The 23,481-nt window shown below is 63.8% G+C and carries 19 protein-coding genes and 2 pseudogenes; 10 read left to right on the top strand and 11 right to left on the bottom strand.

Going from position 1 to position 23,481, the window contains the following annotated elements; all coding sequences use genetic code 11:
- Window positions 1-344 precede the first annotated feature (344 nt).
- The 3 genes and pseudogenes from MSIMFI_RS22095 to MSIMFI_RS30080 form a co-directional block, all read right to left on the bottom strand.
- A complete protein-coding gene (locus MSIMFI_RS22095; RefSeq protein WP_191499178.1) occupies window positions 345-653 on the bottom strand; it encodes a helix-turn-helix domain-containing protein in 309 nt (102 codons plus the stop codon).
- A 138-nt stretch (window positions 654-791) separates the two neighbouring features.
- A pseudogene (locus MSIMFI_RS30085) lies at window positions 792-893 on the bottom strand (type II toxin-antitoxin system RelE/ParE family toxin); the annotation flags it as partial.
- Complete coding sequence (locus tag MSIMFI_RS30080; protein WP_449870970.1) at window positions 890-1,057, bottom strand: hypothetical protein; 168 nt, start codon at window positions 1,055-1,057, stop codon at window positions 890-892. The gene MSIMFI_RS30080 and the pseudogene MSIMFI_RS30085, both read right to left, overlap by 4 nt.
- A 609-nt stretch (window positions 1,058-1,666) precedes the next feature.
- Between MSIMFI_RS30080 and MSIMFI_RS28470 the strand changes: the two are divergent.
- Window positions 1,667-1,795: pseudogene (locus tag MSIMFI_RS28470) on the top strand (IS481 family transposase); the annotation flags it as partial.
- Between the two features lie 117 nt (window positions 1,796-1,912).
- Window positions 1,913-2,263, top strand: coding sequence for a hypothetical protein (locus tag MSIMFI_RS22085; protein WP_191499177.1), 351 nt, complete (start codon window positions 1,913-1,915; stop codon window positions 2,261-2,263).
- Between the two features lie 224 nt (window positions 2,264-2,487).
- On the opposite strand, the gene MSIMFI_RS29390 is transcribed toward MSIMFI_RS22085, so the two are convergent.
- Entirely contained in the window at window positions 2,488-4,458 is a 1,971-nt protein-coding gene (locus MSIMFI_RS29390; RefSeq protein ID WP_191499176.1) for a PE domain-containing protein, read from the bottom strand.
- Window positions 4,459-5,120: 662 nt separating this feature from the next.
- Here MSIMFI_RS29390 and MSIMFI_RS22075 point away from each other — a divergent pair.
- Together MSIMFI_RS22075 and MSIMFI_RS22070 are read left to right on the top strand one after the other, a co-directional pair.
- The gene (locus MSIMFI_RS22075) at window positions 5,121-6,680 is read left to right on the top strand and encodes a phospholipase C (RefSeq protein ID WP_191499175.1); all 1,560 of its coding nucleotides are present in this window, start codon (window positions 5,121-5,123) and stop codon (window positions 6,678-6,680) included.
- A gap of 73 nt (window positions 6,681-6,753) precedes the next feature.
- Window positions 6,754-7,662, top strand: a complete 909-nt coding sequence (locus MSIMFI_RS22070) for a TPM domain-containing protein (protein ID WP_191499174.1) — start codon at window positions 6,754-6,756, stop codon at window positions 7,660-7,662.
- Here the strand turns inward: MSIMFI_RS22070 and MSIMFI_RS22065 are convergent.
- Window positions 7,587-8,762 (bottom strand): DUF732 domain-containing protein, encoded by a 1,176-nt coding sequence (locus tag MSIMFI_RS22065; protein ID WP_224770378.1) that lies wholly within the window; start codon window positions 8,760-8,762, stop codon window positions 7,587-7,589. The two genes, MSIMFI_RS22070 and MSIMFI_RS22065, sit on opposite strands and share 76 nt — an antisense overlap.
- A 142-nt stretch (window positions 8,763-8,904) precedes the next feature.
- Here MSIMFI_RS22065 and MSIMFI_RS29050 point away from each other — a divergent pair, with 142 nt between their 5' ends.
- Entirely contained in the window at window positions 8,905-9,183 is a 279-nt protein-coding gene (locus MSIMFI_RS29050; protein WP_263597434.1) for a PE-PGRS family protein, read from the top strand.
- A gap of 77 nt (window positions 9,184-9,260) precedes the next feature.
- Window positions 9,261-11,090, top strand: a complete 1,830-nt coding sequence (locus MSIMFI_RS22055; RefSeq protein ID WP_191499173.1) for a hypothetical protein — start codon at window positions 9,261-9,263, stop codon at window positions 11,088-11,090.
- 27 nt (window positions 11,091-11,117) lie between these two features.
- Here MSIMFI_RS22055 and MSIMFI_RS22050 read toward each other — a convergent pair whose 3' ends face one another.
- Window positions 11,118-11,882: an alpha/beta fold hydrolase gene (locus tag MSIMFI_RS22050; protein WP_191499172.1), complete on the bottom strand. Its 765-nt coding sequence runs from the start codon at window positions 11,880-11,882 to the stop codon at window positions 11,118-11,120.
- Between the two features lie 196 nt (window positions 11,883-12,078).
- On the opposite strand from MSIMFI_RS22050, the gene MSIMFI_RS22045 reads away from it, so the two are divergent.
- Window positions 12,079-12,561 carry an anthrone oxygenase family protein gene (locus MSIMFI_RS22045; protein ID WP_191499171.1) on the top strand — a complete coding sequence of 161 codons (483 nt, stop codon included), beginning with the start codon at window positions 12,079-12,081 and terminating at the stop codon, window positions 12,559-12,561.
- Between the two features lie 193 nt (window positions 12,562-12,754).
- Here the strand turns inward: MSIMFI_RS22045 and MSIMFI_RS22040 are convergent, their stop codons facing one another.
- Complete coding sequence (locus MSIMFI_RS22040) at window positions 12,755-13,183, bottom strand: nitroreductase/quinone reductase family protein (RefSeq protein WP_191499170.1); 429 nt, start codon at window positions 13,181-13,183, stop codon at window positions 12,755-12,757.
- A gap of 31 nt (window positions 13,184-13,214) precedes the next feature.
- A complete protein-coding gene (locus MSIMFI_RS22035; RefSeq protein WP_191499169.1) occupies window positions 13,215-14,060 on the bottom strand; it encodes an oxidoreductase in 846 nt (281 codons plus the stop codon).
- 111 nt (window positions 14,061-14,171) lie between these two features.
- Between MSIMFI_RS22035 and MSIMFI_RS22030 the strand changes: the two genes are divergently transcribed.
- Window positions 14,172-14,732 carry a TetR/AcrR family transcriptional regulator gene (locus MSIMFI_RS22030; protein WP_191499168.1) on the top strand — a complete coding sequence of 187 codons (561 nt, stop codon included), beginning with the start codon at window positions 14,172-14,174 and terminating at the stop codon, window positions 14,730-14,732.
- A gap of 268 nt (window positions 14,733-15,000) precedes the next feature.
- Window positions 15,001-15,879, top strand: a complete 879-nt coding sequence (locus MSIMFI_RS22025) for a L,D-transpeptidase (RefSeq protein WP_191499167.1) — start codon at window positions 15,001-15,003, stop codon at window positions 15,877-15,879.
- Between the two features lie 27 nt (window positions 15,880-15,906).
- Here MSIMFI_RS22025 and MSIMFI_RS28455 read toward each other — a convergent pair whose 3' ends face one another.
- Entirely contained in the window at window positions 15,907-16,488 is a 582-nt protein-coding gene (locus MSIMFI_RS28455; protein ID WP_396820567.1) for a hypothetical protein, read from the bottom strand.
- Window positions 16,489-16,770: 282 nt separating this feature from the next.
- Here MSIMFI_RS28455 and MSIMFI_RS22020 point away from each other — a divergent pair, with 282 nt between their 5' ends.
- Complete coding sequence (locus MSIMFI_RS22020; RefSeq protein WP_224770376.1) at window positions 16,771-17,343, top strand: hypothetical protein; 573 nt, start codon at window positions 16,771-16,773, stop codon at window positions 17,341-17,343.
- On the opposite strand, the gene MSIMFI_RS22015 is transcribed toward MSIMFI_RS22020, so the two are convergent.
- Together MSIMFI_RS22015 and MSIMFI_RS22010 are read right to left on the bottom strand one after the other, a co-directional pair.
- Complete coding sequence (locus MSIMFI_RS22015; protein ID WP_191499166.1) at window positions 17,340-20,345, bottom strand: protein kinase domain-containing protein; 3,006 nt, start codon at window positions 20,343-20,345, stop codon at window positions 17,340-17,342. The genes MSIMFI_RS22020 and MSIMFI_RS22015 overlap by 4 nt on opposite strands.
- 165 nt (window positions 20,346-20,510) lie before the next feature.
- A partial coding sequence (locus tag MSIMFI_RS22010; protein WP_191499165.1) for a protein kinase domain-containing protein occupies window positions 20,511-23,481 on the bottom strand: 2,971 nt, incomplete at its 5' end.

The raw sequence follows: 23,481 nt of genomic DNA, 5'->3' as shown, positions 1-23,481 counted from the left end.
GTCGCCCGCGGCCGTTGCGCGAGCGCAGCGAGCAGCGCAAGCGCGCAGGGAAGGCGATCAACGGTAACGCGCCGTGACGCATGCATCACCGTCTTGGCGGTGGTGGCGCCGGCAACGAAGTAGGCAGCCGCGGGTGGGCTTCGGCCTGGCGCTGGGCGATTACCGGCCTCGACTTTGCATACGGCGAAATATGTTGCGCCACAACCGTATCAGCGCACTGGGGCCGGCGTCTCATTGACGTCTAGCTGCTGGTCCACATCACATTGTTGCCACTGCAATTGGCCGAGAGCTATCTTGACTCTGCGGGCGGACCGCGGTTTTCCTATAGAACTCCCCGGCGGATGCTAGAGGCTCAGTAAGACGCGAGACCCGTCGGGGCGCTTCACCGCGACCTCCAGCTCGCCGCCTGTGGCCTCGACGTACTTGCGGAGGGTATCGACCCGGCTGGTGCCCAGATTGCCGTGCTCCATCTGGGAAACGCGGTTCTGTCCGACGCCGATGGCTGCAGCGAGGGTGGTCTGGGTGTAACCAGCTTCTTCACGCAACTCGCGGAGACGGTACTGCGCAACCTCGCGGTCCATCTCGTTCTTGATTGCGTCAATGCGGGCACGGTTGCCCGGACGGCGACGCCGAAGATCATCAAGCGTGGTCATCGTTTCTTCCCTTTCTTGTCTTCGGCTTAGCGGCTTTGGCTGCTCAGTCACCTTCAATAGCTTCTCTTGGTGTTCGGTGAACAGGCGATCGGCGATAGGGATGTTCTTCGTATACCACTTCGTCCAATTTCCTTTCTTGTCTCCGGCGTCCAGCATGATCGCCCGAGACTGGATGTCGAAGGCGAAGAGCACTCGTATGTGCGCTCCGCCTTTCGTGGCGCGAGGCCGAAGCTCTTTCATGTTCGGGTGCTCTGATCCCTCGAGGGTGTCCACGAAGGTCGGCGCGTGACCGGTCCGTGTTCCTCCAGTTGCTCAAGAGCCGCAATCACGTTGTCGTATTCCTCGTCGTCGAGGCTGTCGATCCACGCTTCGATGAGGGTCAGATCGACCTCCCATTTCCGCACCATGGCATACTATCAGCTTTAACTGATATCAGTTAGAGCTGATTCCCGGAGGCAGTCGTACGGACGTCGCGCTGGGACCATCGAGGGGCCACACGTTATGCACGATGCCGAACGACCTGTGCCCGTGAACGTCAAGCATCCCGCTGCCGGCGCGAGAATCACCGGCGACCTGCCAAAACGCGCTACCGCTACGTCCTGGGGTCGGTCTGTGGCGAGGTGGGTGATGAGTAGGCACAGGGTCGTTCAGCATGTGCCCAGCGTGTTGTTCCAGACTGCTCCCGACTAGGTCCTCGCCTGCGACACAGCCGGCGCCGCAGTGGCAGAGTGTGCTTAAGGCGGCGCAGCAGTCATCGTTTATCCATCGCGAATGATGGAGAAAAGACCTGATCTGCCCGGTTTTGGCGGGATCGTCGGGACGGCTAATCCCTTACCGCACAGAACTGTTGCGTATTATCGGGACCTGGCGAGATTGGCCGTTCCGTAATCCGTTGGTCACGGTTTCGAGCCCCGCCCGCCCCACAAGAAATGCTGTATTGTCTCGTCTGATGCTTGACATTTGGCGTCGGTTGATGCATGACATTGTTTCGGCTGATGCTTGACACTCCTTCGATGAAGGAGTTGAGCGTGGCCGAGCAGCGGTATCAGGCCGTGATATCAGTAATTGCCGATGATTTGTCCATCTCGCACGTGGCCGAGAAGATGGGAGTATTGTGCCGCACGCGGCACACCCGGTTAGCCAGCTAAGAAGCGTCAGGCGACCACCGATGCCGGGATTACAATCCGCACGATTCGCCGACCTCTCGGTGGCAAACATTCCCATCGGGGACCTTCCAACTCACAAGTGATTGGATCAGAATGACCATTTTTCGTGTCAAGCCGGCCAATTACTTTGGTGACGTGGTTCTGGCTGCTGCGGATCGGGATGGGCTTCGCCTTTTCCAGTCAGCTGTGCGGTTGGCCCACGAGGGCGGCCAGGCGACTCTCGAGATCGATGGTGTCCACCACGGGATAGTGCGCGAACGCGGAATGGTCGATATCGAGCTGGGGTTGCAAACCGTTGTATGGCGCCTGGATGATGCGAAACTAGTAGAGATCCTCGATAAGCTACTGCCATTGATCGATAGCGAAGGGCCTGGCCATCAGTATATCGATGATTTGAATAGTCCCGCGCCGACACTGATGATATCTGTTGACGAGTACGTCTGAGATTTTGCTGCGGATTGTATTTGAATTCGTGTGCGCCGGATCGACGATGAGTCGCCCGTGGGTGCCGGAATGCGCCCACAGCGATGGATCGGTCGAGGAGATCAGCGACCTGTGTATTGACTCGGTCTTTCCGATCAGGCTTGCCCCGCAACGCTTCTCAAGCCCAGCAGATCACCCAGGCCGCCGCCGAAGTTAGGCGCGGGTGCGAACAGGGTTGACATGCCCTAGGGCAGGAATGGGTTGATTACCGGCGGGGTGATTTGGTTGCCGGTCACGCCGGTGAGCCGGACCCAGATTTGTGCGGGGATATTAACCGCCTGGTACACGCCGGCGCCGAGCCATGAGACCGGTACCTGTAGGAAGCTGGGCACCGAATTGACGATGCTGCTTACCTGGTCGTACACCAGGGAGGGAATCGTGGCCACGACCGTGCGCGACACCAGATTTACGTTGGTCGCAATATCGGGATAACCCTGTGCAGCGAAATCGGCGCTGAGCACCGTGAACAGGTTGGCGCCGGGATCAACGTAAGTGCCGTCGAAGCTGTGGGCCGTCAGGGGCGCGCCCTGCATATAAGTCGGCGTCGGAATGCCGAATTGATCCATGATTGTTGGCGTCACACTCACGATCTGCCATGAGTTGTTGATGTACCCGTCTCGCAGATCATTGCCGGCCTGATCGAACATGAGGAATGTCGCTGTCTCACGGGGTGATTGGAAGCCGTGACCGCGGCCGAACTCGTTGGGCCCTATTTCGCCATGGTCGGTGACGATGAGCGTGGAAAATTCCTCGCCGGGGTGGTTGAACTCCCATTCGGCTACCGCTCCCAACAGCCCACCACCGTCTAGGGTCTGGGAACCGAGGTTGTAGTCCATGTTCTGAATGGCCAGCCGGTATTGCGGTGAATCGCCGCCGTATTGATGCGCGTTGTTATCGACACCTACGAAGTAGGAAAAAATGAGATTGCCTTTGGCTGGATCGGCCGCCAGAATCGCGGCCCGGCTCTTCTGGCCGACGAGGTTTTGTGTCGCTATCCAATCCGTGTCGCCCGCGACCTGCGGGACGAATTCGATGTGGTCGGCGGGGTTCGAGCCGGCGCCGGCGATTTCGGTTATGGGTAACCAGTTGGCGATGACCGTGGTGTTGACCTGGTCGCCATAGGTGTTCTCGAGTTGGTTGTAGATGGTCGGCCAGTTGTCGTACGTCCAAGGGGTAAAGACGTTGTTGCTGACGCCGGCCGTCTCGCTCCACACACCCGTCTGCATGGTCGTCCACGAGGGGTTGGAGATGGTGGTGTGCGTGACGATCGTCGACGCGGAGGTGACGCTTTGCTGCATGAACGCATGGAAGTTCGGGGTGCCAGCCGGGTCGGCCAGGATTGCAGCCAGATTCGTGCCGTCGGTGCCGATCAATAGGAAATTCGCGTCTGGTGTCGCCAGGAGCAGAGCAAGTGCCTCTTCTGGGGTCGCGAATGTCACGTCTGGGTAATACGTCCCGGCGTTGCCGGTCGCGCCCGGGGCGCCGACCAAGGACAATGCGCTGCCGCCGATCCCACCGGCCCCAGCGGCGATGCTTCCTCCGCCGACACCGCCAGCGCCGCCGGCCCCGCCATTGCCCCACAACAACCCGCCCGTGCCTCCGGCCCCGCCTGTCCCGCCGCGGCTACCGCCGGCGCCGCCGACTCCACCATTACCGATCAACCCGGCATTACCGCCGCGCCCTCCACTCTGACCGAATCCACCCGACCCACCCGTGCCGCCATTGCCCCACAGAATCCCGCCGTCTCCACCGGCTTGCCCGGTGCCGGGAATGCCGTTAGTCCCGTTGCCGATCAATGGACGCCCCAACAGGAAGTTCGTGGGGGCATTGATCACACCCAGAATGTTGTCAACGAGGGGCTGCAGGGGGGTGGCATTGGCCGCCTCCGCGGCCGCATACGCCCCGCTGGCGTTACTCAATGCCTGCACAAATTGCTCATGAAGCGCCGCCGCCCGCGCACTGATCGCCTGGTATTCCTGGCCGTAGCCAGAAAACAGCGATGCAATCGCTGCCGATACTTCGTCAGCAGCGGCAGTCATCAGAGTGCTGGTCGGAGCCAACGCCGCTAGGTTCGCCGCCCTCATTGAGGAGCCGATCGCAGCCGCATCTACCGCTGCTGTAATCAACAGATCCGGCGCGGCGACTAGATACGACATTGTGGTCCTTTCACCCCGCAAATTCTTCACTATCGGAAGCTGTGACGATGCCCAAATCGCAAGATTTCGGCACTTTTCGGCGCGCAGCACCGCTTCAGCAAGCTCCACCCACATCTAAGTTCCTTCTACGTTCGGGACCACCGCCAATGACTGGGAACCGACCGGAGTCATCCGGCTCGCATTTGGAGCTGTCACTGACCAATCCGGTTGTCGCGCAATGGGAGACAAGCAGTCCGTAGTGGCCGTCAATACTTCGGAGGACCCGGGCGACGTCGCCGCGGCGCGTGGCGGGCGACGTCACTGGCGTCCGCGGGCGGTTGGTAGCCGTACCGCAGGCGTACGGGCACCGTACCGGTAACGATCAATTACGCTGCACTACGGGCGATTTGAGCCATCACTGCTAACCGTTCCCCGGGCGGCCGAGACGCTGGCTACGGTCGTGATCCGCGCGCCGACTTTAGGTGGGGGCTTGCCGGCGGGCGCGCGCAAGCCGCGGTCGGTGTTCTCCAGGAGCGCCGGAAAAGCTTGCCTGTTGCGAAAACGACGAGCCGCTGTTGGCGAACAACACCGAATTCCGGGCACGACACACCGGGCGCATTTTGCGTCTCGTGACCACCGCAAATCTACCCTGAACCGCAGTGTGCGGCGGGAAGGACATTGTGGTGAGCAAACATCCAGTCGACGGGATGTCGCGGCGAGAGTTTATGGCCCGGCTCGCCGCCGCAAGCAGTGCCGGCGCATTCATGTCCTTGGCCGGCCCGGTGATCGAGAAGGCGTATGGGGCCGGTCCGTGTGGCGGCCATTTAACCGACATCGAGCACTTCGTGTTCATGCTTCAGGAGAACCGGTCATTCGATCACTACTTCGGCACACTGTCGGGCATCAACGGCTTCAACACGCCCTCGCCAGCATTCCAACAAAAGGGCTGGAACCCTCAAACGCAGTCGCTTGACCCCGCCGGCGTCACCATCCCGTACCGCTTCGACTCCACCAGGGGACCCGTACTCAACGGCGCGTGTGTCAACGACCCGGGCCACCAATGGATCACGATCCACCAGTCATGGAACAATGGCGCCAACGACAATTGGCTGCCCGCTCAGGCCCAACAACAATCGCTGCAGGGCAACGTCCCGGTCACGATGGGTTACTACACCCGCCAAGACCAACCGATCCATTATCTGCTGGCCGATACCTTCACTATCTGCGATGGCTATCACTGTTCGTTGTTAGGCGGAACGTCACCCAACCGGCTGTACTGGATAAGCGCATGGATCGATCCTGATGGCGTCCAGGGCGGTCCGCTGCTTATCGATCCCAATATCCAGCCGCAAGGCCAATTCAGTTGGCGCACCATGCCGGACAACCTCAGCGACGCCGGCATCAGTTGGAAGGTGTACCAAAACAAGCTTTTGGGGGCGCTCAACAACACGGTCGTTGGCTACAACGGGATGCTCGTCGACTTCAAACAGGCCCTGGATCCGCGCTCGAACGTGGCCCGCAACGGCATCGCCCCGACCTATCCCTTGGACTTCGTCGCCGACGTCGCAGCCAACAGGCTGCCCCAGGTTTCGTGGGTGCTGCCCGGGTTCCAGGTGTCCGAGCATCCCGCACTTCCGGTAGCGCCGGCCGTCGGCGGCACCGCGATCGTCAATATCCTCCGCATCTTGCTGTCCAACCCCGCGGTGTGGGAAAAGACCGCGTTGATCGTCAGCTTTGACGAAAACGGCGGCTTCTTTGACCACGTCACACCGCCTACCGCGCCGCCGGGAACTCCCGGCGAATACGTCACCGTGCCCGACATCGACGCGGTCACGGGTTCCGGCGGCATCCGTGGGCCGATTGGTTTGGGCTACCGCGTCCCGTGCTTCGTCATCTCTCCCTACAGCCGTGGGCCGTCGATGGTGCATGACACCTTCGACCACACCTCGCAGCTGCGGTTGCTCGAGAAACGGTTCGGTGTGCCGGTTCCCAACCTGAGTGCGTGGCGAAGAAGTGTGACCGGCGATATGACGTCCACCTTCAACTTCGCCGTCCCACCCGACGCATCGGCACCGTTCTTGGACCACCCCGCATTGAAGGCCGTGCCGCAACAGGTGCAGTGCGTTCCTGACACCGTCGCAACTCTTGCGAAGGTAACTCCTCCTTATCGGGTGCCCTTCCCTCAGGTAATGCCCACTCAGGAGACCACACCCGCCCGGGCGATTCCGAGTGGTCCCTGCTAGAGCTAAATCCACAAGCCTTAACAAGACGCCTGACCCAACCCACGGGCCGATGGCGGCGGGCTAGATTGCCCGTATGCGCATGGTTCGCCTGTTCGGCGTAGTTCTGACGATGCTCACATCGGCGTTGCTGCTGGCAACCCCCGCGATTGCGCAACCGCCGTTCAAGCTCACGGATCACATCACCGACAGCAACGGGGTGTTGACGGATTCCGGTCGGGCGGCGGTCAATTCGGCAATCGACCGGCTTTATCGCGATCGGCACATTCAACTGTGGGTGGTCTACGTCGACAACTTCTCCAAGTTCAAACCCGACAATTGGGCCGGCCGAACCCGCAGCGCTAGCGCGATGGGCGACCATGACGCGCTGCTGGCCGTGGCCACGAACACCAAGTCATACACGTTCACCGTGCCCCCGAACGTCCAAGCTGTCCGGACAGACGAGTTAAACAGTCTGCGGAGCAACAAGATTGAGCCAGCGGTGAGTGCCAAAGACTGGAGCGGTGCCGCGGTCGCTGCGGCTGACGGGTTGAACAAATCGCCAAGCACAACGTCAAACCGGATCTGGCCGCTGATCGCGATCGCCGTCATCGCCGTGGTCGTGGTAGTCGTGGTTTTCGTGCTCTGTCGCGCGGGCCGCCGCCGGCGCGCCGCTCGGCGGGTCGACCCTAGCGATGGGCAGGTGAACATTGAAGGGCGCGATCATTCGTTGGGGCAGGCGTTGTCCACCGCGGATGCCAGATTGCGCCAAATCTCCAACTATGTCGCCAAGCATCGCCAGAGCATCGGCGCGGAGGCCCAGACCCGATTCGAAGATGCGAAACGCCATTTGGCAGCGGCGCACGAAAAGGAAGCCAGCTGCGACCACGAAGCAATTGCCCATGCCAACGCGGCATCGACGCTGGCCGCTCAGGCACAAACGCTGGCAAACGCCGACGTGCTAGCAGCGCACCGACGACGTCGAGGCACCGCATCTAAGCGGTGATCGGTGAGATCACCATCGGCGGCCGCTGAGCGGCGGCTCGGTTCTGTCTCACGGTGCGATCTGGATGATGCCCGGCGGCATGGGTCGCGTCGGCGACGGCTCCGCCGGCCCGCTACCGCCGCCAGCACCGCCACCGCCGCCACCGCCGCTGCCGGCGCCGCCGCTGCCGGCTCCGCCATCACCGATACCGCCACCACCGGCAGCACCCCCCGGCTGAGGGGCAGCCGCGGGAGGCCCTGTGGAGGCGGCGGCTGCTGGGGCGGAGGCGGCGACTCCTGCGGTTGCGGGGGCAGCTGCTGGGGCGGAGGTGGCGGCTCCTGCGGTGGCGGTGGCGGCTGCTGAGGCAGCGGCGGCGTTTGCCGCGGTGGCTGCGACGGCGCGGGCGCCCGTGGTGGGATCAGGATGTTCGCTGGCGGAGGCAGTGGCGCCGGAACCTGCGGGGGCTTCGGCGCGATGGTCTCGCCTGCGGGAATGGTTTCGATCGGCGGAGCGAGGACATCGCTATGTGCGGTGCAGTCCGACCGGTCGCCCCAATTGTGGCTCGCGACGAAGACGCCGCCGACGATTGGGTGCGGGCGCCGCGCCACACGTGTGGGTGTCCGTTCCGGCCATGCTGTCGGCATGCTGATCCGCAAATCGCATTCCGACGTGGTCGCATGGTGCGTGTAGGTAGCGACTCGGTGCGTGGATTGATGTGATCCCGGCGCGGCAATAGCGCTGAAAGAAGCCAACTTGTCCTGGTGGAAGGGGCAATAGACCTGCACGGACGCACTGACGAACCGGGAAAAGGTGCGCGTGAGGCGGTCGCGAGGGTATTGCCTCATGCTCGGGTCATTGTCGTACGCAAAGGTCGTCATCGCCTCGACGACTCCATTCACCGGCATCCCGCCGTCGAGTCGGCCACAAACTTGATGGGCTACGGCGATCAGGCTTGGCGCGTTCTCGAGGGCTGGGATGCCATGTTGATCAAGCGATGCTAGAAACTGGTCGTCCTGGTTCGGGTCGGCCACTGCTGTGCTGCCGCGCAGGATTGCGGCGCCGATACCTATCACGGTGACGGTAGCCACGGCGCCCGCGCGGGTAGCGGTGCCGGTGAACATGACAGTGGTTCCGTTCTCTAGGGTCGTTGGTTTGCGTGGTGATCGATGGCATCGATGGCACTGTGTGGCCGTCTGGTAAACTCCTTTGCTTTTTTGTTGCTTTACATTGCTGTAACATTCGGCGGCGCCAGTGTCAATGGGCATGCAAAAGTCCTCGTTTTTGCCAGCGAACGTCGCCACTTCTGCTGTCGAGGTGACTTGCGGGACACAGAAAGACGCCAGCCTGCTCGGCTTCGGCGGGACCGGCGGGACCGGCAACAGCAATTCCACCGGTGGTGTCGGCGGCGACGGAGGCAGCGCCGTACTGATCGGAAACGGTGGCAATGGCGGCATTGGCGGGCTCGGCTCACCCACTAACGGCAGTCACGGCATGGGCGGGTCCGGTGGGCTGCTATTCGGTGCGAGCGGAAGCAGCGTGTAGCCGTCGTCGGTATCGTCATGCACACGGTCGGGAACCGTTGACTCAAGGCACATCGCGCTCTCCTGGAAGGAGGCCTAGTGCCAACACGGCCGCGAAGATCGCCACCCCGCTCGGCGATTGGGCGAACGCGTGGGTGGACCAGCGGCCGCCGCGGGGGATTCGCGGCGTTCCTTGGCTACCTCCTCGGGGCCGTCGTCCTCACGATCGGCGCCTGGAGCGACCCAACGTCCGGCTGGGCCGGGAACTGCTGCGACCAGCAGCAGGCGATCTGGTATCTCGGCTGGACGCCCCACGCGCTCGCGAATGGGCTCGATCCGTTCTTCACGACCCAGATCGGTGCGCCCGACGGCGTGAACCTCATGTGGAACACCCCGATGACGCTCCCGGGGCTCCTGGGCTGGCTCCCGGCGAAGATCGGGGGCCCAATCTTTGGGTTCAACGTTCTCATGGTCGTCGGCATCGCCCTCAGCGGATTCACCGCCTGGCTCGCGATCCGACGCTGGACCGGTGACGGCGTGGGCCCGATGGTCGGTGGCGCGGTCTACGCCTTCTCGCCCTACGTCGCCTCCCACGCGGCCTTGCATCTGAACCTCGCCACGGCCTGGGTTCCGCCGCTCTTCCTACTTGCCATCGACGAGCTGCTGGTGACCAGGCGTCGACCGCCGTGGCACGCAGGGGTGGCGCTCGGAGTCCTCAGCGCCGCACAGCTTTTGATCAACGAGGAGACGCTCGCCACCAGTGTCGTGGCAGCCGTAGTACTGGTCTGCGTCATGGCCGTCGCGCGCCGCGACGGGCGGGTTCGAACGCGATGCCGCCAACGAGCGGCCCGGCTCGCCCCGGCGCTCGCGGTCGCCACACTGACGTTCCTCACGCTCGCGGCCTGGCCGCTGGCCGTCCAGTTCTTCGGACCGCAACGGATCAACGGGCTTGTCCAGGACCCCAAGACGTACTCGACCGACCTCCTGAACTTGGTCCTTCCGACGCCATACCAGCTTGTCGCCCCCGACGCGGTGACGCATGTGTCCCGCGAGTTCAGCGGCCTGTATCACGAGGCGACGGGCTACCTCGGCCTGCCGCTCCTCGTCCTGCTGGTGGTCGTGGCCGTTCGTCAGTGGGACGACCTCCGGGTCCGCGTCGCGAGCATTACTGGGGCGCTGCTCTTCGTGCTGTCGCTCGGGCCTTGGCTCCACATTGGCAAAAAGGCTCTGCCCGTGCCACTTCCGTGGCTGCCCTTCGGGAAGCTGCCGCTGTTCAAACATGTTCTGCCGGGCCGCTTTACGCTGTTCGCCTGGTTGGCAGTCGCGGTGATCGTCGCGATCGTCATCGCCCGGGCGAACCGACTGGCTCCGCGACCGGCGGCGCGGTGGCTGCTTCCGGTGGTCGCGGCGCTCGTCCTGATCCTCCCGGCTCCGCTGCAACGGCAGCCGTTCTACACGCCGGCCTTCTTCCGCACATGGGCCAGCCACAACATCGGGCCCACCGAAACAGTCCTGGTCGCACCGTATTTCACCAACGGGGGCCAGGCCGCGCCGATGTTGTGGGCGGCGCAGGCCGACTATGGGCTTCGGATGCCCGAGGCCTACGCGTACATGCCGCAGCCCGGCGGCGGGACGAATTCGGGACCGCCGGCAACACGGCTGTCCAAGATCATGCTGGAGATCCAGGACGGCGAAACGTCGCTCGTGGCGCGGGGAGAAGTTCGCGCGCAGGTGGCCGCCACCCTCCGGTTCGCGGAGGTGCGCCACGTGATCGTCGGGCCGATGCAGGCGTGGCAGACGATGCTCGCGTTCTTCACCGACCTGTTCGGCCGGGCGCCCGAGAGGGTCGGCGAGATTGCGATCTGGCGGGACGTCAACGTCCGGGGCGTCGTCGCGCCGCCCGCAGAAGTTGGCCCGCCGCGCCGCTGATCTCACTCACGGCTTGAGCTGTGAACATTACTGCGCATCCACGAATTCGATGACGGCTGCCGCGACCTCTCGATGCACGGTCTCGTTGAGGATGTCGTGGCGTCCACCGGCAAATGTCTTGAGCTGCAAGCGCTCTATCTGTTGAGCATAAGCACGCACAGGTCCAACCGGCGTGATCGGATCGGCCTCACCGTGCACCGCCAGCGTGGGGACCGCGAGGTTCGGCAGCTGCGATCCGAGCCGATCCCACGCCGTGACGAGTTCGCGGGAAAGTACCGACCCGTTCGCGTCGACGAACGCCAGCGGGTCGTTCTCGAGCGAATCGAGATAAAACGGATCGGCCGACAGCCACGCCGGATCAAGGTCGAAAGAGCCGTCCCCGTCTAACAATTCGGGTATCGGCGCCAGGGGCGCACCGGAGATGATGCCGGCGCGATAGCGGTCCGGATTATCCAGCAGGCGACACAAAGTCACGACGGAACCGAACGAATGGCCCTGAGCGATCAGCGGCAGACCGGGCCGCTGCCGTTCGGCGAGATCGGTAATGGCGTCGGCCAGCGCGGAGCTGATCTCGATCGAGCCGAAATTGCCGCGTTCTCCTCCGGTGAGCCCGTGGCCGAACTGGTCGACCGCCCACAGGTCGATGCCGCCGGCATTGAGTCCGAATGCGTACCGGTGATACAGGCCGGTGTGCTCACCGAATCCGTGCAGGAAAATGACGGCAGCGTGGGGAGCTGCGGCGGGCCAGTGCCGGTAGTAGGCGCGGCCTCGATCATGCTGGAGGATCGGCATTACCGTGACGTTAGCCCCCTTTGATCGGCAAAGCGCGGATTCCGTCAGGGTTCCACGCGCGCGGTGGGGCCAAAGTGGGCAGCCGACGGTCGGTCAGTGCGACCTTGGTCAGTGTCGGCGGCACGGATGCCATTGGCATACCGACACGGGACGTTAAACACTGGATCGTCTCGCCGATCTCGATTTAACTGCGGGCATGCACATTAGCCCTATCAGCGTCCTGGCCTCCGTCGCCGCGATCGGCAGCGCCGCCGTCGGCGGCCTATTCTTTGCATTTTCCAGCTTTGTGATGCGTGGTCTGAACCGCATCAACCCGCTAGACGCGATCACCGCGATGCGCGGAATCAACGCTGAGGCGCAAACGAACCCGCCATTCTTACTGTTGTTCTTTGGTTCGGCGCTCGCCGCGTTGGCAGTCGGCGTCGCCGCGGTGACACAGCTGCGCAAACCCGGTAGCGGATACTTACTGGCCGGCGCAATCCTGTCGGTTGTGGCGGTGCTCGTCACGGCCGCGTTCAATGTGCCGCTCAACAACCACCTGGACAGCGCGCCTCTCACGGCGGAGCCGGCGCGGGTGTGGCGTGACTACTCGGACCCGTGGACGTTGTGGAACCATGTCCGCACCGTCTGTCCGTTGTTCGGCGCCGCGCTGCTCATTGTCGGTGCGCGACGTCGGTAGACCCGCGAAGATTGTGACTGCGTCGCGAGCTCGTATGGTCTGGGCATCGTCACGAAAACAGCAACGCCCAGCTCCAGCCCCTGGCCGCAACGAGGTGTTGGTACGTGTGGAAGCCTCGCGCGACTCGACAAGTCGCTTCCGGTGAGAATGAGGGCGCGGGCACCGTGGTGGACGCCGCCCGCGCCTAGTCCCCCTAGTCGGTGAAGTCGATCCGTACCGAGACGGGTGTCGTCTCCAGCGCCTTTACCACCGAGGCTGCTACCCGCCCGAACTTGCGGCCACGCGCGACAACGTCATCATCCGGCCTCAATGTCGCGACTCCCATACGCCACTGATTTCCATGTCGCACACGAATATTCGGGTTGTCAACGATGTTGCGGCCCCACCCGGAGCGGGTGCCATGCTGACTGATGATCCACGCCCCTGCTTCATCGAATTGAGCGGACACGGGAACGCGGCGCGCCTGGCCGGTCTTGCGCCCGATCGTCTCCAGCTCGGTGGCCATCGCGGTTCGCACTCCCAGTTTGCCCAACCCTTTCACCACCGGGTTGAGTACATAGCGGCCGAATGCACGTTCTCTGCGGAACTTTCGCAGCGTCTTGTCGTCGTTGATGTTCGTCATGTCAAGCTCTCATTTCAAATGTGTTGAGCAATCAGCGGTTAGCGGTTACCGCTGTCGATCGCGGTTTGTTCAGTCCGCTTCGCTTGCGGATTCCGTTGTCCAGCAGGGCGGCTGGCGCGATGCGCTTCAGCAGCGTCAGTTGTCGCGCCTGGCGGCCCGCGGGGTAGCGCAGTTTGACTCGCTTGTCGGTGGCCGCCGCGTACGTGGCTTCAGCCACGACCTCGGGCAACTCGGCGCTGCGAATTTTCTGGGCGACCACCGCGCGGGCGTTCGCTCGGTTGTCGGCGTAGGCCGCCTGGAGCCTGTCGGCGTCCCACATGTTTGCCTCGAAAGCAGTTCGGGTGTAACCGGGTTCAACCAGGACCGCGCGCACGCCGTATTCGCGCAGTTCGTGGTCCAACGATTCGGTGTAACCCTCCAGGGCATGCTTTGACGCCGAGTACAGGGCCGCGTACGGCGCGGGGAGGTAGCCGAGCACGGAGCTGATGTTGACAATGCGCCCGCTGCCACGACGGCGCATGTGCGGCAGCACCTCGTTAGTGAGCCGGATGACGCCGAAGAAGTTGGTTTCGAACAATGCCCGGGCTTGCGCGATCGAACTTTCCTCGGCGGCGCCCAAGATTCCCAAGCCCGCGTTGTTGACTAGGACGTCGATGCGTCCGGCGCGGTCGATGACCTCCGAAACCGCCGCGTGGACTGCGGTGTCGTCGGTTACGTCGACCGCCAAGGTCTCGACGCCGGGCGTCGGGGGCAGGTTCTGGGGTGCGCGCGACGTGCCGAACACGCGGAATTCACCGTTCACCAATTTCACTGCAATGGCTGCGCCGATGCCGGAGGACACTCCGGTGATCAGTGCGATGGGCCGTGTGGGTGTCATCGACGGGACCTCTCCATGATTTATACCGATTGGTCTACCTGACATTAGTAGACCAATCGGTATACTGCAACTGTCCTGATCTTTGACCACGGATCCGGGGAGGACGAGACGATGACCGCGCGCGAGCGACTGATCGAAAGCGCCATCGAACTGCTCGGCCGCAACGGGGTGTCCGGCACCGGACTGGCTGAACTGCTTGAACACAGCGGCACAGCGCGACGATCGGTCTACGTGAACTTTCCCGGCGGGAAGTCGGAACTCATAACCGAGGCCACTCTGGCGGCGGGCCGACGCATCGATTCGACTCTGGCGGGCGCTGCGCCGGACGGTAATGGCCGCGAGTCGTTGGCGGCGTTCGTCGAGTCATGGAAGGAGACGCTGCGCTCCAGCGACTACACCTCCGGATGCCCGATCGTCGCTGCCGCGCTCGGACGCACCGAGTCGCCCTCGGCCGCAGACGCCGCGGGTGAGGTATTTACCGCGTGGCAGGCGATGCTTACCGAACGCCTCAGGGCCGAGGGCGCCGGGATCGACGAGGCGGAATCGCTGGCCACGACCATTGTGGCCGCCGTCGAGGGCGCAGTCATCCTCTGCCTGGCGGTGCAATCCACCGATCCCTTGGAGCGGACTGTTCAGATGCTCGACCGTCTCATCACTCAGCACATCCTATGACGAGAGGTGCGGCGAATTCCGGACGGGGGTCCGCCGATGCCTGCTGGTATAACCCTGTGCGCCAACGCTGCTGCCGCACGTCGTGCGTCGCCTGACTGGATGATCACGGTACTCGATTCACGTCGTTGAGTTCTCGACGTTGGCCGTAACCAAATCGTGGCGAAGACTTGACCGAGCTGCTGGCGCGCGCTTGCACACCCGACCGCCACGGCACCCTAACATCGTCACCGACAACGACAAGCTAGTAATCTCAAGGGGTTTGGAAGCGATGCGGGCAGCCGTTCGGTCTGTTCTGGTGATGATCGTGATCGCCGCGACAGTGGTCGCTGAACCGGCTGGCGTGCGTCTCGCGGCGCTGAGCCCGTCGTACAACTACGTCGCCATCGCATCCGTGCTACCCAGGCGGGGCGAGGTAGTGGGTGTCGCGCACCCCGTAGTGGTGACGTTTAGCGGCCCCGTCGCCGACCGGCGCGGGGCTGAGCGCGCCATAGAAGTGAAATCGGCGCCCGCAATGACCGGCAAGTTCGAGTGGCTTGACGACAACGTGGTGCAATGGGTTCCCGACCGATTCTGGCCCGCTCACAGCACGGTGGCACTTTCGGTGGGCCGTCTGCGCACGGACTTCAAAACAGGTCCAGCCGTCGTCGGCGTCGCCGATATCGCAAATCACACCTTCACCGTGAGCATCGACGGAGTTGAAGCTGAAACGCCGCCTCCATTGCCAGCGCCGCACCACCGGCCGCACTTTGGAGAAGCAGGTGTCATGCCCGCCACGATGGGCAAGCCGGAATTCGCGACGCCCGTCGGTACCTACCGGGTGATCTCCAAAGACCGCTCGGTGACTATGGATTCGAGCAGCGTCGGCATTCCCGTCGACGACCCCGAGGGTTACCGGCTCACGGTGGATTACGCCGTACGTATTACCAGCCGCGGCCTCTATGTGCATTCAGCTCCGTGGGCGGTTCGATCAATGGGGGTTGAGAATGTCAGCCACGGCTGCATCAGCCTGAGCCCCACCGACGCCGAGTGGTACTTCAACACAGTCAACGTTGGTGACCCGGTAATCGTTCAGGAAGGAATTCCTAGAGAAGAAAAATCGGCTGATCCTGACCCCGCACACAAGGTCGGCGAGTCCCCAGCTGGCTGAAAATGGTTGATATGGCGCAACTTCCGCTTAGGGGCTACCAGGGGGAAGGGGTGCCGTAGCCGTAACCAACGTCGGACCAGGCGCAGGCGGTGGACCGGGCAGAACCACGGGGCCGGCGGAAAGGGCCGGCCCCGGATTCGTTGGCACACCCTTGCCTGCTCCCGCCTGCTTCAGCAGAGGCGCGCCGGCCGGTACCGCACCATCCGGCACACCCGCGACCACCGGTGCACCCGCGACCACCGGCGCACCAGCCGGTACTGGCGCGCCCGCCGGTATTGGAGCAACCGCCGGTACCGGTGCGCCAGCCGGTATTGGAGCGCCCGCCGGCACTGCAGCGGGGGCTGCAGCCACAACCGGCGGACCAGGCAGGACCATCGGCGCTAATGGCGTTGCGCCTACGGGCGCTGCGACCCCCGCCATCTGCACGATGCACATGGGGCCAAGCGCACTCATTTGCTCGATGCACGCGGGGCCGCCCGTTGGCAGGGGGGCGGCTGCCGCGCCCGGGCTCAGCGCCAACGCGGCTCCGCACAACCCAGCACTGGCAAGTACGGTCATGCTGCAGCGATCAAACCTTTTCAATGGGCACTCCCTGGTATTCGCGCTCATGAAGTTATTTCCGCAATCAAGATGGGCGCGGCGGAACTGTATCGCTGTCCCGAAGGCTTTCTCTAGAAGTGCGACTGGATTGGTTGCCGAACCGATACCGAACACGGCCGCGTCGTAACCATGTCTTTTCCAAATCGATGAACGCCCGGCGCGCCGACTTCGCCGAGCTACGCCCGATCCGTCCAGATCGCCGTTACCAACGCGACAGGGTGGATCACTGCTAACCCAAACCGGACTTTTGCGCTGGGCGGGTACACCCAGGGTGCCGAGGCGGCGTCGCGCGTGCTGGCCGAGATCATGACCGGCTCGCTGCAATGGGCGCGACCAAACCTGATCGGCGGGTACACCTTTGGAAACCCGTGGCGGCTCGCCGGGCACACCTTCCCCGGCGCCACCGACCCGGGCGGGCGTGGTATCGCCGACATCAACCTCATCGCGGCGCAGATCCCGAAAGACGCGAACGGCGTTGATATTTGGTGGGATTTCGCCAATCCCGGCGACCTGTACTCGACAACGCCGAACGACACCGCCGGCGCCGACATCACCGCTGTCTACAAAGCCGCCGTCCAACTCAGCATCGACATCAACGTGATCGTTGCCCTTATCGCCGGGCTCACCGGTCAAGGAAGCCTGGCGCAGCAGGTCCAGGATCTGGTCACGGATCCGATTGTGGGGGGCCCAGCGATCGTCGAGGCGATCGACCTTGCCGTTCGGTTCTACGGCACGAACCCGCCGACGTTGCCGCACATCTCGTACCAGAGTGTTCCGGCAGTGCCCGGGCAGAGTTCTATTGCGGTGGCTATCGGGCACTTGAATCACATCGCCGGGATGACTCTGGCCCGCACGGCGCTCTAAGAGGGCTGCGCTCCTGACCGTGCGCCTGTGCTTACGCCATACGATTCCAGCACCAAGGCGACTGCTTCGTCGAAATTGAGCGCGGCTCCCTCAGCCCAAGCGGCTTCGAAGCCCTCCGGACCTAGCTCTTGACGAGCCTGCTTGTCGCACTGGACATGACAGCTAATCAGATCCGGAACGTACAGTAGTGGGCTGCCAATGGCTCGGCTCTGCGCGTCGGCTGCCGCCATCAACACGGCGGCATGTCGCCAATCGTGACGCGAGCCGGCCGTCCACGCCAAGGCCTCGAGGCACTGTGCCCCGTTAAAAGGATCGCCGACAAACTGCGAAAGGCGAAGTCCCTCAATGAGGTCGGGTTCTGCGCGCTGGGGATCCCCGCGCAGCCAGTGCCCCATACCCACCGACACCAGCGCCCGTGACTGGTAGATCGACTCTCCGTGGGATCTGGAGAACTCCAATGCCGTTTCAAAGCAACTCACCGCTTGGGCCAGGTCGCCCGAGGCCGCCAAAACCCAGCCCAGGTAGTACAACGACGCCCACCGCACCTCGGGTTCGACGACTCCCGCCAAAGCCCCCCGGATGCACGCCGCCGCCCGCTCGATCTCACCCATTTGCACGGCAATGTAGCCCTCCATGCAGTCAATCGTGGCGTTTAGCTCTGCGTCGTCCATTCCCTCCAGGTGATCGCGGGCCTCCGCCACTCGAGCGCAGGACTCCGCGAGATCACCTTGTACAAAGGCGATGAACGCGACGTCGCCCAGGGCGTGGATGCGGAGGGGGCTCGGTTGATCTGATGTCGCGTCCAAGGCCGACTTGAGCCAGCGGCGTGCTTCGCCGAGCATCCCGGTGTTGAGCCAGATTGGGCGCATAGCCACCGCCATCTCTAGCGCGATAGCTGAGTCATGGTCGAGGGCGAATTGCAGGGCTTCCCGGATGTTTGCCATCTCCCGCATCAGCCGCTCCGACCAGTACAGCTGACCGTGGCCGAACCATTGCGGTCGGGCTTGTGTGACGAGTTGGTGGTACCAGTGGGTATGGCGGGTGCGTAGCCGGTGTTGTTCGCTTTGGCTGAGGTGGGTCTTGGCGTAGTCGCGCAGGGTTTCCAACAGTCGAAAGCGCACCTGGTCGCGCTGTTGGGTGCGGATAAGGATGGATTTGTCGACTAGGGAGCCCAGCAGGTCGGGTAGGACGTCGTTGGCGGGTAAGTCGCCGGAACAGAGATGTTGCGCGGCGGGCAAATCGAAGCTTCCGGCGAACACCGCAAACGCCGCCCAGAGTTGTTGTTCGGTGTCGGTGCAGAGTTGGTAGCTCCAGTCGATGCAGGCGGCGAGGGTTCGATGTCGGGTGGGGGCGCGGCGGTGGCCACGAGTGAGCAGGGTGTATCGGTTGGTGAGTCCGTCGGCGATTTGTTGGGCCGACATGGCACGCATGCGGGCTGCGGCCAGCTCGATGGCCAGTGGTAATCCCTCCACGCGGGTACAGATGCGGGCCACGGCGGCGGCGTTGTGGGTGGTCAATATGAAGTCGGGGATCGCGGCGCTGGCGCGTTGCAGGAATAGCACCACGCCGGGGTAAGCGGCCAAGCTGCCCAACTCGGGGTCGGTCTCGGGGTCGGGTACGGCCAGCGGGGAGACGGTCATTACGGTTTCGCCGGCGTTGTCGAGGATCCCGCGGCTGGTCGCTAGGACGTGTAACCGTCGACAGTGGCGAAGGGCGGTGTCGACGAATTTGGCCACGTCGTCGATGAGGTGTTCGCAGTTGTCCAGGATCAGCAGTGTGTGGCGCTGGGCCAGGATTCCCAGTAGCACGTCGCCGAGTGTTCGGCCGGGTTGATCACGTACCCCTAGCGCTGTGGCCACGGTTTCGGTCAGTAGCGCGCCGTCGTGTAGCCCGGCCAGTTCGATTAGCCATACCCCGTCGGGGTAGTGGGTGAGCAGTTGGGTTGCGGCGTGGATAGGCAGGGTGGTCTTGCCGACGCCGCCGACACCGGTCAGGGTGACCAGCCGCGAACCTGTCAAGAGCTTCTGCAGCTGGGTCACCTCGGTCTCGCGGCCCACGACCTCGCCGGGTAACGCGGGCACCTGACCCATCGTTGGGCGTGCCGCAGTGGCCGACGATATGGCGGGCCGCGCCGCCCCGCCGGCGGCACCGGGGTGGCGTAGTTGGGCGTGGCGTAGTTGCTCGCCCAGCTCGGCTGCCGATGGTCGATCGGCGGGGTCGGGGGCCATCGCGGCCGCGATGATGGCGGCCACCTCGGCGGGGACGTCGTGCCCACCGAGATTGGGCGCCGGGTCCCGGGTGATCGGTACGAACTGGGCCACCACCTGCTCATCGTGGCGGCGCTCGACGACGGCATGGCCGGTCAGGGCGGCGAACAGGGTGGCGCCCAGTCCGTAGATGTCGGAGGCCTCGTTGGGTGGGGTGCCGTCGACTAGCTCCGGGGCGGCAAACGCGGGCGTGCCGACAACCATCTCCCTGGTCTGAAACCCCGCACCGATGTGGGCGACCGCGAAGTCGGTCAACGCCGGCTCACCGTACTCGGTGAACAAAATGTTGGCCGGCTTCACATCGCGGTGCACCACCCCGATCCGATGCGCGGCGGCCAACGCCCCAGCCATCTTGGCGCCCACCGCCAACACCTCATCGAGTCCCAAGGTCGCCGCTTGCTCGGCGATGCGCTCTTGCCACGACCCCTGTGCACACAGCGGCATCACCAAAAACGGGCAGCCGCTGACGGTCTGGCCCACCTGCAACACGGCCACGATGTGGGGATGGCCGGTCAACCGCGCCATTGCCTGCTGTTCAGAGGCAAACCGGGCTCGATCCTGATCAGAGAGTGCGATCAACACCTTGACCGCCACCATCCGACCCAACCCCACCTGCGCACAGCGATAAACCACCCCAAACCCACCCCGGCCGATTTCTACGGCATCAACGAACCCTGCCCCGGCTAACTCCGCCACCACATCGACGGCCGGCGCGCAATCCCGCTCAACCATCATCAGCCCATCGCATCAAGCTCAAAATGATAAAACCGCAAACACCGCCGCGCACCGCTACCGGATTTTCGATGCAGCCGTGCCCCTGCGGCATGTGGCCATGCCCTCAGACCGGACAACGTCGTCTTGACGGAAGTGCCGCGTTGATGGAGCGGCAGTATGGGCCGCTCAACTGGGAGGAGGCACCCCAGGCCCAGTGGCACCCCACCGCTGTGGCGTCACGTCATGCCAGTCATTACACCTATCCAGGGCCAAGGCGACTGCTTCGTCGAATTTGAGTGCGGAGCCGTCAGCCCAAGCGGCCTCGAATCCCACCGGACCTAGCTCTTGGCGAGCCTGCGTGTCGCACTCGTTATGACAGGCAATCAGATCGGGGAAGTACAGTAGCGGGCTACCGATAGCTCGGCTCAGCGCGTCGGCTGCTCCCATCATGACGGCGGCAAGGCGCCAATCGTGACGTGAACTAGCAATCCACGCCAAGGCCTCCAAGCACTGTGCCCCGTTGAGACGATCGCCGCCCACGTGCGTTAGGCGAAGGCCCTCGGTAAGGACAGGCACTGCGAGCTGGGGATCCCCACGCAGCCAGTGCCCCATGCCCACCGACACCAGCGCCCGTGGCTGAAACATCGACTCCCCGTGCGATTTCGTAAGGTCCAACGCCGTTTCAAAGCAGCTCATCGCTTGGTCAAGATCACCCGATATCTCGAAAACCCAGCCCAGGTAGTGCATCGATGCAAACCGCACCTCGAAATCGGTCGTTAGCGCCAAAGCCCGCCGGAAACACTCAGCTGCCCGCTCAATCTCACCCGTTTGGCTGGCAATGTAACCCTCAATGCTGGCGATGTAACCCTCGATGGAGTCGATTTCGACGCTAGCTTCAGCGTTGTGCGTCGCAGCCAGGTGGTCGCGGGCTTCGGCGAGTGCAGCGCGAGCGGCCGAAAGATCTGCTTGCAGAAAGCTGGTCAGCGCGATGTCGCCCAAGGCGTGAATGCGCGGGAGGCTCGGTTGCTGAAGAGAAGTCGCGTCCAGGGCCAGCCCGAGCCAGCGGCGTGCCTCGCCGAGCATCCCGCGGAACATCCACACCGGGCGCATAGCCACCGCTATCCCTAACGCCATAGTCGGGTCGTAACCGAGGGAAAATTGCAGCGCTTCACGGATGTTCGGCATCTCTTCGATGAGGCGCTCCGACCAGTGCAGCTGACTGTGGCCCCACAATTGCGATCGGGCTTGCGTGACGAGTTGGTGGTACCAGCGGGCGTGGCGGGCGCGCAATCGGTCTTGCTCGGTTTGGGTGAGGTGAGTTTTTGCGTAATCGCGCAGGGTGTCCAGGAGACAAAAGCGCACCTGGTCGCGGTGTTGGGTGCGGATCAGGATGGATTTGTCGACCAGGGAGCTAAGCAGGTCGGGAAGGACGTCGTTGGTGGGTAGGTTGTCGGCGCACACGTAACGGGCGGCGGGTGCGTCGAAGCTTCCGGCGAACACCGCAAACGCCGCCCACAGATATTGTTCGGTTTGCGTGCAGAGTTGGTAGCTCCAGTCGATACAGCCAGCGAGGGTTCGGTGTCGGGTGGGGGCGCCGCGGTGGCCACGAGTGAGTAGGGAATAGCGGTTGGTGAGCCCGTCGGCGATTTGTTCGGCCGACATGGCACGCATGCGGGCTGCGGCCAGCTCGATGGCCAGTGGTAATCCCTCCACGCGGGTACAGATGCGGGCCACCGCGGTGGCGTGGTGGTCGTTCAACGTGAAGTCGGGGATCGCGGCGTTGGCGCGTTGCAGGAATAGCACCACCCCGGGGTAGGCGGCCAAGCTGCCCAACTCGGGGTCGGTCTCGGGGTCGGGCACGGCGAGCGGGGACACCGTCATTACGGTTTCTGCGGCGATGTCAAGGGCCTCGCGGCTGGTCGCCAGAACGTGCAGGCGTGGACACCGGCGCACCACCATGTCGACGAACTTCGCCGCGTCGGCGATGAGATGTTCGCAATTGTCCAATACGAGCAGCGCGCGGCGCTCATACAGGACGTCCATCAGTACCTCGCTCAGCGCTCGGCCGGGCTGATCACGCACCCCCAGTGCTGCGGCCACTATTTCGGTCAGCAGCGTGCCATCGTGCAGCCCGGCCAGCTCGACCAGCCACACCCCGTCGAGGTATTCCGTGCGCAGCTCGGCCGCGGCATACACAGCCAGGGTGGTTTTGCCGACCCCGCCAACACCGGTCAGGGTGACCAGCCGCGACCCCGCTAACAGCTCCCGCAGCTGGGCCACCTCGGCGGCCCGGCCCACCACCTCGCCGGGCAGCACCGGCAGATAACCCGCCATCAAGGGTGCCGCAGTGGCCGACGCGACGGGTCGTGTCGACCCGCCGGCATCACCGGGGTGGCGCAGTTGGGCCTGGCGCAACTGCTCGCGCAGGTCGGCCGCCGATGGCCGATCGGCGGGTTCGGGGGACATCGCGGCGGCGATGATGGCGGCCACCTCGGCGGGGACGTCGTGCTCGCCTAGATCGGGCACCGGGTCACTGGTGATCGGCACGAACTGGGCCACCACCCGCTCATCGTGGCGGCGCTCAACGGCTGCATGGCCCGTGAGCGCGGCGAACAAAGTGGCCCCCAAACCGTAGACGTCGGCGTCGGGGCCGGGGCTAGCCCCGGCGATTACCTCCGGCGCGGTAAATGCCGGTGTGCCGACAAATGCCTCGCCGGCGGTCCTAAGTCCGTCATTGGTACGGGCGACCCCGAAATCGGTCAATGCCGGCTCGCCGTATTCGGTGAACAAAATGTTCGCCGGCTTTACATCACGATGCACTATTCCCGCCTGATGTGCGGCCGCCAACGCCCCGGCTATCTTGGCTCCCACCCCCAACGCCTCACCCAGCCCTAACACTCCGTGCTGGGCGATATGCTCCTGCCAAGACCCCCGGCCGCACAACGGCATCACCAAAAACGGGCACCCGCTGACCGTTTGATCCGCCTGTAACACGGCCACGATGTGGGGATGGCCGGTCAACCGCGCCATTGCCTGCTGTTCAGAGGCAAACCGGGCCCGATCCTGATCAGAGAGCGCGGTTAGCACCTTTACCGCCACCACCCGACCCAACCCCATCTGCACACAGCGATAGACCACCCCAAACCCGCCCCTGCCG

The organism is Mycobacterium simulans (assembly GCF_900232995.1).
GTDB lineage: Bacteria > Actinomycetota > Actinomycetes > Mycobacteriales > Mycobacteriaceae > Mycobacterium > Mycobacterium simulans.
The sequence above is the reverse complement of the archived record's forward strand: the minus strand, read 5'-3'. Positions and strand labels throughout refer to the sequence as shown.